The 11,738-nt window shown below is 48.2% G+C and carries 11 protein-coding genes; 2 read left to right on the top strand and 9 right to left on the bottom strand.

Features of this window, described 5'->3' with window-relative positions; all coding sequences use genetic code 11:
- Positions 1-21: 21 nt before the first annotated feature.
- The 9 genes from NSQ24_RS03575 to NSQ24_RS03535 all read right to left on the bottom strand — a co-directional run bounded on the left by NSQ24_RS03575 (position 22) and on the right by NSQ24_RS03535 (position 10,861).
- Positions 22-576, bottom strand: coding sequence for a DUF3800 domain-containing protein (locus NSQ24_RS03575; protein ID WP_339167255.1), 555 nt, complete (start codon positions 574-576; stop codon positions 22-24).
- Positions 577-1,015: 439 nt separating this feature from the next.
- Complete coding sequence (locus tag NSQ24_RS03570; protein ID WP_172920681.1) at positions 1,016-1,792, bottom strand: arylamine N-acetyltransferase; 777 nt, start codon at positions 1,790-1,792, stop codon at positions 1,016-1,018.
- 248 nt (positions 1,793-2,040) lie between these two features.
- A complete protein-coding gene (locus NSQ24_RS03565) occupies positions 2,041-3,411 on the bottom strand; it encodes a M28 family peptidase (RefSeq protein ID WP_003389808.1) in 1,371 nt (456 codons plus the stop codon).
- A 164-nt stretch (positions 3,412-3,575) separates the two neighbouring features.
- Positions 3,576-4,061, bottom strand: a complete 486-nt coding sequence (locus NSQ24_RS03560) for a hypothetical protein (protein ID WP_327970542.1) — start codon at positions 4,059-4,061, stop codon at positions 3,576-3,578.
- A gap of 24 nt (positions 4,062-4,085) precedes the next feature.
- Entirely contained in the window at positions 4,086-4,346 is a 261-nt protein-coding gene (locus NSQ24_RS03555) for a hypothetical protein (RefSeq protein ID WP_003389810.1), read from the bottom strand.
- Between the two features lie 134 nt (positions 4,347-4,480).
- Positions 4,481-6,127, bottom strand: a complete 1,647-nt coding sequence (locus tag NSQ24_RS03550; protein ID WP_003389811.1) for a peptide ABC transporter substrate-binding protein — start codon at positions 6,125-6,127, stop codon at positions 4,481-4,483.
- Between the two features lie 324 nt (positions 6,128-6,451).
- Complete coding sequence (locus NSQ24_RS03545; RefSeq protein ID WP_003389812.1) at positions 6,452-7,186, bottom strand: NPCBM/NEW2 domain-containing protein; 735 nt, start codon at positions 7,184-7,186, stop codon at positions 6,452-6,454.
- 218 nt (positions 7,187-7,404) lie between these two features.
- Complete coding sequence (locus NSQ24_RS03540) at positions 7,405-9,036, bottom strand: peptide ABC transporter substrate-binding protein (protein WP_003389813.1); 1,632 nt, start codon at positions 9,034-9,036, stop codon at positions 7,405-7,407.
- A 163-nt stretch (positions 9,037-9,199) separates the two neighbouring features.
- On the bottom strand, positions 9,200-10,861 hold the full coding sequence (locus NSQ24_RS03535) for a peptide ABC transporter substrate-binding protein (protein ID WP_251238192.1): 1,662 nt from the start codon (positions 10,859-10,861) through the stop codon (positions 9,200-9,202).
- A 156-nt stretch (positions 10,862-11,017) separates the two neighbouring features.
- On the opposite strand from NSQ24_RS03535, the gene NSQ24_RS03530 reads away from it, so the two are divergent.
- On the top strand, positions 11,018-11,545 hold the full coding sequence (locus tag NSQ24_RS03530; RefSeq protein WP_024984015.1) for a DinB family protein: 528 nt from the start codon (positions 11,018-11,020) through the stop codon (positions 11,543-11,545).
- A gap of 40 nt (positions 11,546-11,585) precedes the next feature.
- The gene (locus tag NSQ24_RS03525) at positions 11,586-11,732 is read left to right on the top strand and encodes a hypothetical protein (protein ID WP_339167251.1); all 147 of its coding nucleotides are present in this window, start codon (positions 11,586-11,588) and stop codon (positions 11,730-11,732) included.
- Positions 11,733-11,738: the final 6 nt, after the last annotated feature.

The following is an 11,738-nucleotide window of genomic DNA, read 5'->3' as shown; positions in this document are numbered from 1 at the left end:
TTCGATTTGTTTCCACATTTCCTATCCGATTTGTAATGGTATTGAGTCATCTGATGTTTGAGGAATAACAGTATCCACTCGATAGCCTTTGTTTCTGTAAGCAGAGTGAGCATTCATTTGTTCCTCTAACCTATTGTATACCTCCAAATCACTATATTCTTGGTTATTGTCCACGAAAATCTTTACTGTCTCGCCATTATTCAAATAACGTGTCATACCATAAAAGAGGCGCTCAGGTATCTTTACGTAAAATAACTTTCGCAGTTCTGTAATGGTCAGAGCCATTGGGCTACCAATACGTTTTGCATCTTCATTATTTACAATAAAAATGTTTATATGGATATCATAGTTTATGACACAGTTCATCGATTTAAAGTATTTTCCAAAGTCCTTATCGTTTGTATACTCTGCAAAATGCATTTCTCTGGTAGTTCCAAGTTGTGTTTTTATTCGTTCGATCTGCTCAACAACCTCATTCATTGTCGCTTCATTAGTCCCAAATGCCCCGTAATAAGAGTAAGCACCATTAGGTTGATCGAGCTTGTTAGATTCGTCAAAATAAATATAGTATCCCATTTCTTCTCCCCCCTACTGATACATTTCATCTATTTGGAAATGTCAACTTGACGTTATTCCTCAAGGATATTATAATTGATTTAAGCTTAAAATACGGATGAGTGTTCACTTTCTCCGCCACCATTACGCAGGGCTGGTGTCACTCAAAAAGAAAGCCTTTCCCCGCCACCATTGTGCAGGGCTGGGCTTTTTTCGTTTACCCTTGTAATCTTTTTTAGCGGTCAGCTTGTTTATTCTTGACGATGCATCTCAATCGCCTCTTTTCATCTAAAAAACTACGCGCTTCAAACTTTTGTCCTTTTTTCACAAAAAAACACTCTTTAAAGTATTCATCGTTTTTTAACAGCAGAGCGTTTTCCGATGGCTACTTTTAAAAGAGTGCAAACTAAGTATTTTCGTGGTCCCGAGTGATGTTTTGGACGAATACGTGATTCGTTCGTTATAGTCCAAAATACTGTTTCAACAGCTCTTTGAATCTCGCATCGTCAATCTTCTCCTTCGTCACGACTCCATCCCGCCATTGTGTAAATGAGGTATTGGTTAAGGTTATATTTCCTTGATCTGTAATCTTTGTGATCAACGGAGATTTGTTAAACGGGGAATCCTCGTGCTCGGCGATGATCCTTTGAATCTCATTCCATTCCGATACGTCGGTGACAGGATGCTTGGAATCGAAAGCGTATCCGATCCTCCAGTCGGCATCCTTATGCTTCAATTTCATCTCAAGAACGTAGTCTCCGTGTTCGCTATCTACTTGTCTGATCCGAAACTCTCCATTGTCGGAGGCTACAGTCTCTCCGGTCAAAGGAACCGGTGTTAACGGCAAATTCGCTCCAAAGCCCGTATCCACCAGATACGTCTGTTCCTCGTGAACGACCAGGATGGTTACATGCGTTCTTCCAATCGTCTGGTACTCTCGCGTCTCGTTTTTGTAAACAACTCCGCGGGCCAGGACTGCATCAAAGCCATTTTCAAGCAAAAAGAAGTACAGAATCGAATTGAGCTCGTAACAAAGGCCGCCTTCTTTTTTTACGAGCATTTTGTTTACCAGGCTTTCTCTCGTAATCTCGCTCGTTTTATTTCCAATGATGCAAAAGTTTTCAAAGGGGATGTTTTTTGCCGTTTTTTCGAGAACGGTGTCCAAGTGTTCAAATATAATCTGTTCGTCCTCCGGAATGCCGATTCTTTTGCGAAACAAAGCATTTAGCCCACTCATTGTGTATTCCTCCAAATAGTAGTTGTTCCTTGATTATTTTTCGACCTGGTTGTCCCGCAAATATTTGAAGCCAAAAACGTGTTTTTCTTCTATTCATATTCCCGAAACGGGAACAGATCCCTTTTCGGAAAGAGACGAACAAATCCTCCCCATCGTCAATTCGACTGCTGAACGGCAAAAGCAGTCATCGATTAGACGAAACAAGGCTGCCGAAAGATTCCGGCAGCCTGATGCGACGAGTCATCTACCTATTCGAGCTCTCTTTCCTCGAAATCATACTCAACCTTTTTCGGAGCGACCCGGGCGTTTTCCAGGGCAGGCGTATCTGGGCGGGCAATCTGGTAAACGGCTGCTCCCACGATTTCCGCTACCTCCTGGAGCTTGTCCTTGCTGATCTTGTCAATGCTGTCCTCTGGCGTATGATACCATGGCTCAACCGGAGCGTGGATGAAGAGCGCTGCCGGGATGCCTACCTCAGCAAACGGAACGTGGTCGCTGCGGCCTTCCCGTCCATAGTTAACGGTTTCCGACAGGCGTGATCCGGCCGCTGCACCCAGGTCGGTGACGATGTTTTTCTCGCCATCCACTGTGTACATGATCAGCTTGCCTGCATCGCGGCTGCCGACCATGTCCATCTGGAACATGCCGACCGTGCTTTCGATCTCTTCTTCTGACAGAGACTCCACGTAGGCGTAAGACCCGAGCAGCCCATTCTCCTCCGCTCCAAACGTAACAAAACGGAGTTCCGTATCGATCGGCATGTTGGCCATCACTCTGGCGAGCTCCAGTGTAGTCGCCGTACCGGAGGCATCGTCATTGGCTCCAGGGGCACCCTCAACAGAATCGTGATGGGCTCCCACCACAATGATCTGACCCGTGCTTTTCTTCTTGTCCGGCTTTTTCGTGGCGATTACATTGTAGGAGGTGCTGTCCTCGATCCTTGCTCCCTCTACCTCGACAGCAGCGGTCAAGGACTCGCCCGCTTCCAATTTTGCAAGCAGCTCCTCCCCCTGTGCCTTGGTCAGGGCCAACACAGGAACGAAGTCGTCGTTTGGACCTCCAAGCGTGCCGTTGATCACCCCTGAGCTGTTGTTAAACAGGAGTACGGCCTCAGCTCCTGCCCGAGCGGCATTCAACACCTTGTCACCGAAGCTGATTTCGCCGCGCTGGATGAGAGCGATTTTCCCGGTCAAGTCCACGCCTTCCAGATCGCTCTCGCGGCCCAAGCCTGCATACACCAATTCCCCGGAGGCTTGTCCGCTCACTCCGTATGTAAAGTTGCCCAATTCCCATTCGGTATCTTCATAGCCGCTGACAGACAAGGATACCCGGTCCGGCTCCTTGTAGCTGGAAAACTCAAATGGCTGCAGTTCGGTATCATACCCATAAGATTTGAACTGTTTCTCGATGTATTTGGCAGCATCATGCTCCGCTTTTGTCCCGGCTACCCGGGGCTGCTTGGAAAGGTAGTCGATTGTCTCATAAATGTTGTCAACCTTGATTCGCTTTACAATTTTGTTGTCAAAAGCGCCATCAGACGGATGCGGTGCCGCATAAACAGGGAGACTGCATGCCAAACTTGCCAGTAAAGCAATCGGAATGACCTTGTGTTTCAGCATAATTCTCCTCCTTGTGGTAATGAATTCACGAACTATGTCCATTATCTTGGCTATTGCGCAAAATGTGTAGACTGAATCGTCAGACAATTTCACGCAACATCCGACATAAAAATAGCCGCTTTTTGCAAAAAAAAGAGACGTTCTTAGTTCGAACGTCTCTTTCGCTATCCCCAAATTCTTCTTTCCCTGCGACTTACGGGTGTGACAGTCCTGCCTTTTAAACCGCCGTTTGTCAGAAATTGTTGAATCATGGCGATTACAGCCGGGTTGGACAACACCTTCACCGATTCGGCCACCTTGGGATTCTTCAGCTGGGGAATAACATTTCCCAATTGGGGCAAGAGCGGCAGCAGGTCTTCCAAAGGCAGTGCGGGCTTTGGCTTTGGCGGTTCCAGTTCAACGGGAATGGAACGCCTCCTGCCAAACAGTCCCCCTCTTCGCCTCTGTGAGGGCTGCCTCACTTTCAAACGGTCCAGCGTAGCTTTCATTTCCTGGATTTCCTGGCGTACCTGATGCATCTCGCGCATCACTTGCTCGTTGCTTGTCGTATGAGCTTCAGCGATTCGATGGATCGCTTCTGCCATTTTCGCTTGTGAAAAGCTGTTCTTTGGTTTTTGCTTTGCCTTTGTTTTTGCAGCGATCGTACCCACCTCCCCCTTCCTTTTGCACCGTCGTTATTTCTTGAATTTCTTCTTTAAGGCACCGAGATCGTTGGGATTGACGCCTTTTTGCGCCAGCTTGTTCATCAGGCTGCCGACGTTCTCCGTTTTGGCCATTTTCCGGAACTGGGACACGTAGCTGTTCAGCTCCTGGTCGGAAAATTTCTTGCCCGACTTTTTGCCGAGTTCACGGATGACCTCCTTCAGACCTGCGTCTGTCTTGAGCTTATCTTTTGGAATCGATTTGACAATGCCGAGCAGTTTTCCAATATCCACGCGCTTTTCCCTCCCAAAGTGGTGGTACTCCTTTTTACTCTATGTTTGCGGAGGGCTGGGGGTTTGGTCATTTGTCCATGGTTGCAAAAAAAAGAAGAGAGCACGCCTGTGCCCTCTTTTTATTTGGAAATCTTTTATTCGACATCTGCCCATTTCCAGTCGACGTCGCCGAGACCGGAAATAACTACGCCTTTGACGTTGTCCTTTTGTACCCAGGATTGGGTATAGAAGTAGATCGGCATGATCGGCATTTCGTCCATCAGGATTTTTTCAGCTTCGCCGAGAACCTTCAAACGTTCCTCGTGATTTTGGATGGTTGCGGATTTGTTCAGCAGTTCCTTGTACTGCGCATTTTCCCAACGAGTATCGTTGTTGCCGCCGTCTTTTTCCTTGTACAGCTCCAGGAAGTTGATCGGATCGTTGAAGTCACCCAGCCAGCCCATGCGGCCTACCTGGTAGTTTCCTTGATGCAAGTCTTCGATATATACTTTCCACTCTTTGTTTTCCAGTTTGACATCTACGCCGAGATTCTTTTTCCATTGGTCCTGGATTGCCTCTGCAATCTTCTTGTGACCTTCGGACGTATTGTAGGACAGGGTGATCGGTGGCAGCTTGCTCATGCCGAGCTCTTTCAGACCTTCTTCGAGCAGCTTTTTCGCTGTCTCTACATCGTTGTCTTTGAAGTAGCCGTCTTTGTTGACAGCCATCGACATTGGCAGAGCGCCCATCGCCGGAAGCTGACCGGTTTGCAGGATGTTATCGATCAGTGATTGACGGTCGATCGCGTAAGCAAACGCTTTACGGATTTTTACGTTGTTAAACGGCGGCTTTTCCGTGTTGAACTTGTACCAGTACGTACCCGCGATCGGCTGGGTTTTCATTTTGCCAGACTCTTTCAATGCAGGAATCGCATCGGTAGGCAGAGCGCTGGTCGGAGAACCTGCCCAGTCAATTTCACCGTTGTCAAACATGGACAACTCGGTATTCTCGTCCTCTACCATCGCAAACTCGATTTTGTCCAGTTTTACGCTGTCTTTATCCCAGTAGTTTTCGTTTTTCACGAGAACCAGCTTGTTCTTGTGCTCCCAGGATTCCATTTTGTACGGACCGTTACCCACGTGGGTTTTTGCTTCTCCAGCCCATTTTGCATCCGCTTCGACTACTTTCTGGTTAACCGGGAAGTAGGTCGGGAATGCCGTCAGCTCCAGGAAGAACGGAGTCGGGTTCTCCAGCTTTACTTCCAGTGTTTTTTCGTCGAGCGCTTTTACGCCTACTTCATCGGCGCCAACTTTTCCTTTGTTGAACGCTTCCCCGTTTTTCACATAGTAGAGCTGGTATGCGTAGTTGGAAGCAGTCTTCGGATCGAGCGCTCGTTTCCACGCGTATTCAAAATCCTTTGCGGTCAATGGATCGCCATTGCTCCACTTGGAATCGCGAAGTTTAAATGTATAGGTCAAGCCATCCTCAGATATTTCAATCTTTTCTGCCACTGATTCATGAGGTTGTCCGTCTGCACCAACACGAGTCAGACCGTCAAAGGTCGCACGGATGATCGCTGCGGAAGTCGTATCCTCAGAGAGGCCAGGGTCAGCCGTAGGCGGTTCGGAATGAAGGTTCAATTTCAGAACTTTCGGACCGGTTTTTTCCGGAGCAGCCGCTTGCGGGTTTTCTGCTGGCTTTTGTCCGTCAGCCGGTTGAGCGGTATTTCCGCCGCCGCAGCCTGCAAGTGCAGCGCCAAGCACGAGAATGGAACTCATTGCTACAAAAATATTCTTTTTCATGCCACTTGTCCCCCTTGTCTAAATCTTTAATCAATATACATCCTTTTATATTATTTTTAAATAAGTTTTAGATTGATTTAATAAAATTTTATTTGTTTATAAAGAAATTTATAAATTAATAAAAAATGTTTATTGATCAAAAATGAACGATCCGAAGCAGCAACGGTATCGGCTGGGAATATTTCCGTGAAAACAGCCAATGAATTGGCAAATCTATTGAGAAAAAGCTGAAGATACAGAAAAAAGCAGACCGCTTTCGCTGCGATTTGCACGCAACAAAAGAGTCTGCTTTTTAGCAGCAATTGCTGTGTTGTCGTAACCCCTCTACTTTAACAGCGCGTTGCCGATAAAGGCGTGAATTTCTTTTTTATCATTGCCGGCTACCTTGCGAATTTCCAACTCCAAGGTTTTGACGCCCGCTACATTTACATTGATTAACTGGCTCTGTCCAGCCTTCATTCTTTCGCTGTCGAAAAGAACTTTTCCGTCTCCCTTGATCCTCCAGATGATCAAATCCGTTTTATTCGGCGAATTGTCATCTGCTGCTACAACACCGGACAGCGCTTTGTATTTTCCATTCAGCTCGATTTTAAACACTTGTCTGGTCGTGTTGGGCAGCTTGTCATTTGCGATCTTATCGACATTCGTATAACCCAATCCGTGATCGTAAACCGTTCCCCCTGCTGAAAAAGAGCCCTTATCCCAGTTGTCGACATAGGATTTTGTGTTAATCAGTCCATACGGCATGGAATACTTCAGTGAGGACAATCTCGTCTCGCTTCCGACTGATGCCGCGGGGCCGCCGATCGTCACCGTACTTGCATTTGCATCCCATGAGACATTTTTGCCTGCGGCTGTACCTACAAATGCGACCGGCGCATAAGGTACTCCCTTATATAAAAACGCGTCGTTGGTCTCACGCAGCTTGCCGTCTACCATGAACTTGATCGGCTTGAAATCGACCGGAATAGATTGCGTAGCTGCATAGGTCAGGCTGGAAAAGAAGATGGACCCCAACAGAAATCCTGACAAAAATCCCAATTTCGACTTTTTCTTCACGATTACTTTCTCCCCCTATATCTTGCCAAATCTACCCAGATCATAACACTACTTGCTGTATTTGGCGGTGAGTCAAAGGATGGATTTTTTCGACATTTTTTCAATGCTTTCCCGAGACTATCCTCCTAAAACGACAAATTGCCGCTTTGGACAATAAAAAAGAAGGACGCTCGGCCCTTCTTTTTTGATCTCAGACCAGACAGATCCAGTCGGAGCGATTATTCGATTGTTGCCCACTTGTAGTCGACAAAGCCGAGACCGTCGAGTACGACACCTTTTACCTTGTCGTTTTTCACGTAGGAGTGTGTGTAGTAGTAAATCGGTGCTGCCGGCATTTCGTCCATGAAGATTTTCTCGGCATCTGCAAGGATTTGCTTGCGTTTCGCTTCGTCCTTCTCCAGTGCGGATTGGTTCAGCAGCTCTTGGAACTTCGGATTTTCCCATTTCGTATCGTTGTTTCCGCCGTTTTTGAACTTGAACAGCTCCAGGAAGTTGATCGGGTCGTTGAAGTCTCCGCTCCAGCTGGAACGTCCGATCATGAACTTTCCTTGGTGCAGGTCGTCCAGGTATACTTTCCACTCTTTGTTTTCCAGTTTGACATCGATGCCAAACGCTTTTTTCCACTGGTCTTGAACAGCTTCCGCGATCTTTTTGTGACCTTCGGAGGTGTTGTAAGAGAGCGTGATAGTCGGCAGCTTGGTCAGGCCTTCTTCTTTCATGCCTTCTTCCAGCAGCTTTTTCGCAGTTTCGATGTCGTTGTCCTTGAAGTAAGGCTCAGACGCTACAGCCATTGTCGGCGGCACGAGACCCATAGCCGGTTGTTGGTTTGCCTGAGTCACGTTGTCAACGATGGATTGACGATCGATCGCATAGGCAAACGCTTTACGGATTTTTGCATTGTTAAATGGCGCTTGCTCCGTATTGAATTTGTACAAATAGGTACCGGCGATGGCATGCACTTGCATCTTGCCGGATTCTTTCAGCGCAGGGATCGCGTCTGTCGGAAGCGCGCTCAGCGGTGCGCCGGCCCAGTCGAGATCGCCGTTGTCAAACATGGACAGCTCGGTATTTTCGTCCTCAACCATGGAGAAGTCGATCTTGTCCAGCTTTACTGCATCTTTATCCCAGTAGTTTTCGTTTTTCACGAGAACCAGCTTGCTCTTGTGCTCCCACGTTTCCATTTTGAACGGACCGTTGCCCACGTGAGTCTTCGCTTCGGTCGCCCATTTCGGATCTGCCTCGGCTACTTTCTTGTTAACCGGGTAGTATGTGTAGAAAGCGGTCAGCTCGAGGAAGAACGGAGTCGGGTTCTCCAGCTTCACTTCCAGCGTTTTGTCATCGAGCGCTTTTACGCCGACATCTTCCGCTTTTGCTTTATTGGTGTTAAATGCTTGAGCATTTTTGATGTAGTACAGTTGGTAGGCGTAGTTGGCTGCTACGGAAGGCTCCAGCGCGTGCTTCCAAGCGTATTCGAAGTCGTGCGCGGTAACCGGGTCGCCATTGCTCCACTTGGAGTCGCGCAGGTGGAATGTATAGGTAAGTCCATCTTCGGAAATGTCGATTTTTTCTGCTACGGATTCATGCGGCTTTCCGTCTTCGCCGATACGGGTCAGACCGTCGAAGGTAGCGCGCAGCAGTGCACCAGAGGTAGAATCTTCAGCCAATGCAGGATCTGCTGTAGGCGGCTCAGAGTGGAGGTTCAAGCGCAGAACCTTTGGACCTGTGCTCTCTTCTTTCGTTGTTGTATTTCCTTGGGCATTGTCAGCTGCCTTGTCGCCGCCGCCGCAACCGGCCAGCGCCGCACTCAGTACGAGAATAGAACTCATTGCTGCAAATACACTTTTCTTCATACGATTTGTTACCCCCTTATAACCTATAACTCACCTCATTTAATATACCGTACTTTTAGTAATATTGAAGCGATTTTAACTAAGTTTAATTTTACTTTATTTAAACATTTATTTACGTAAAAGAAAATAAAAACCGTCCCATTTTTGGAACGGTTCTGACATTTCACTTCGCGATTTCAGCCCATTTCAGGTCGATAAAACCAAGCGGATCAACCTGGACGCCTTTTACCTTGTCGTTTTGCACCCAGACATCCACATCCGTGAACATCGGTATGACCGGCATCTCATCCATAATAATTTGTTCAGCCTCAGCAAACATTTGCTTCCGCTTCTCCGGGTCCAGCTCCGCTGCAGCCTGCCTGATCAGCTGTTTGTATCTGGCATTCTCCCACCCGGTGTCGTTGTTCCCGCCGTCTTTGTCGCGATACATTTCCATGTAGTTGATCGGGTCATTGAAGTCGGCGCTCCAGCCAATTCGCCCGATTTCAAAATTGAGCTCGTGCAAGTCCTGCTGGTGGACCTTAAACTCCTTGTTTTGCAGCCTGACCTCGATCCCCAGCCCTTTCTTCCATTGATCCTGAAGGGCCTCGGCGATTTTCTTGTGACGATCGGTCGTATTGTAGGAAAGTGTCAGAACAGGAAGCTTGCTTAGCCCCAGTTCTTGCAGTCCTTCTGCCAACAGCTTTTTGGCCGTTTCTACATCATTGTCCTTGAAGTACCCATCCGGCTTCAAGATCATGGTCTGTGGCAGTATTCCCATCGTCGGCACCTGTCCTACCTGGGTGACGTTATCCACGATATCCTGCCGATTGATCGCATAGGCGAGCGCTTTGCGGATTTTGGCGTTATTGAGCGGCGGCTTGGTCGTATTCAGTTTGTACCAGTACATCGATGCCTGCGGATGGATCACCAGTTTGCCCGATTCTTTCAACGAGGGAATCGCATCGGTCGGGAGTCCGCCGAGTGGCTGCCCTGCCCAGTCGAGCTCGCCCTTTTCAAACATTGCCAGCTCCGTGTTGTCATCCTCGATCATGGCAAATTCGATGCGGTCCAGCTTCACCGCTTCTTTGTCCCAGTAGTTTTCGTTCTTTTCGAGCACCATTTTGCTCTTGTGCTCCCAGGCTGTCATTTTAAAAGGGCCGTTTCCAACGTGCGTGGCTGCTTCCAGCGCCCAATCCGGATTTGCCTCCACCACCTTTTGATTGACTGGATAATAGGTGTAAAAGGCTGTCAGCTCCAGGAAAAAAGGAGTCGGATTTTCCAGCGTGACCTGCAGTGTCTTGTCGTCCAAAGCTTTTGCGCCCAGCTCATCCGGCGAAGCCTGCCCTGCATTTATCTTTTGCGCATTTTTGATGTAGTAGAGCTGATAGGCGTACTCGGAAGCCAGCTTCGGATCGAGCGCCCGCTTCCAGGCGAAAGCAAAGTCGCTTGCCTTGACTGGATCGCCGTTGCTCCAGAGGGCATCGCGCAGCGTAAAGGTGTACGTCAGGCCATCCTCCGAGATTTTCACCTCTTCGGCCATGGAGTTCATCGGCTTGGCATTTTGATCCAGACGAGTCAACCCGTCAAATGTCGCCCGTACCACGGTACCCGATGTCGTATCCTTTGCCAGCCCCGGATCGGCTGTCGACGGTTCGCTGTGCAGGTTCGCACGAAAAACGCTAGGTTCAGTTGATGGAGCAGGTGTATTCTGGTTGGTCTGACCTGCAGATGGCTGCGGCTGCCCGGTGTCAGCGGATTCTCCCCCTCCGCCAGTACAGCCTGCGAGCACTGTCGTCAATACCAGGACCATGCCGGTCAAAAGAGCGCCTATCCTTTTTTTCATGATGGACTTCCCCCTAATCGTTATCTTTTGCTTAAACGATACGCAAGCGATAGTAAATTCGAGACCGGTATCGCGTTTATTTAATGAATTTTTAGAATATTTTATATAAAATGGAAGTGCAAAGGATGTTACTCTGCCGTTTGGAGGATGAATTACATGCTGGAGAAAGAAGAACTGATCTCCCATTTTGAAGGCGTGCGGAAGCGAACTTTGAAGTATCTGGGACAGTTGCCTGAAGGGGTAATCGACTGGCGTCCCGACGAGGGCAAGTTTTCGATCGGCGATATCATTCGGCATCTGGGCTCAGCCGAGCTCATGTTTTTCCATGCAATCACGCAAAATGAATGGAAGTACGATGGGCATGGGCCTGAGAAAGGCAAAACGTTAGCGGAAGCAATTCACTATTTGGAGCAGTGTCATGCTACTGTACTTGCCGGTCTTCGCCAGTTGGAGCCAGAGATGCTGAAGGGAAAAGTGAAAAATGTCCTCGGCTACGAAGTCAGTGCATGGAGAATGATCATGGCCATGACAGAACACGAGATTCATCACCGGGGCCAACTCTCTGCCTATATGCAAGCCAACCACATTGACCCTCCGCAAATTTTCGGCTTGAAGATTGAGCAAATCCCGAAGGACGAAAGCCGCCGGTACGGGGAAGCCGAGGAGGATGCCAGGCATCAATAGGGTGAGATCATATCTGGAAAGTCTGTGATGGGCGGACAAAATGGCAGCAAAATGGCAGACAGAATGGTGGGCGGAATGCTGGGCAGAAGGTGGGCAGAAGGTGGGCAGAATGGCAGTCTGGAACCCGCTTTCCCTGTTCTGGACTGCCATTCTTAGTTTTCTGACCGGGACGCTGATCTGGCAGTAAGGCCCT

The sequence above is a fragment of the Brevibacillus sp. FSL L8-0520 genome (assembly GCF_037963895.1).
Lineage (GTDB): Bacteria > Bacillota > Bacilli > Brevibacillales > Brevibacillaceae > Brevibacillus > Brevibacillus borstelensis.
This window is presented reverse-complemented; position numbering and strand designations above follow the sequence as displayed.

What these genes read in the sequence shown, in the direction of transcription:
- NSQ24_RS03565 (WP_003389808.1), bottom strand. Translation starts at nt 3,411, where the DNA reads ATGCTGAAACACAAGGTCATTCCGATTGCTTTACTGGCAAGTTTGGCA.
- NSQ24_RS03540 (WP_003389813.1), bottom strand. Translation starts at nt 9,036, where the DNA reads ATGAAGAAAAGTGTATTTGCAGCAATGAGTTCTATTCTCGTACTGAGT.
- NSQ24_RS03530 (WP_024984015.1), top strand. Translation starts at nt 11,018, where the DNA reads ATGCTGGAGAAAGAAGAACTGATCTCCCATTTTGAAGGCGTGCGGAAG.
- NSQ24_RS03535 (WP_251238192.1), bottom strand. Translation starts at nt 10,861, where the DNA reads ATGAAAAAAAGGATAGGCGCTCTTTTGACCGGCATGGTCCTGGTATTG.
- NSQ24_RS03570 (WP_172920681.1), bottom strand. Translation starts at nt 1,792, where the DNA reads ATGAGTGGGCTAAATGCTTTGTTTCGCAAAAGAATCGGCATTCCGGAG.
- NSQ24_RS03525 (WP_339167251.1), top strand. Translation starts at nt 11,586, where the DNA reads ATGGCAGCAAAATGGCAGACAGAATGGTGGGCGGAATGCTGGGCAGAA.
- NSQ24_RS03550 (WP_003389811.1), bottom strand. Translation starts at nt 6,127, where the DNA reads ATGAAAAAGAATATTTTTGTAGCAATGAGTTCCATTCTCGTGCTTGGC.
- NSQ24_RS03575 (WP_339167255.1), bottom strand. Translation starts at nt 576, where the DNA reads ATGGGATACTATATTTATTTTGACGAATCTAACAAGCTCGATCAACCT.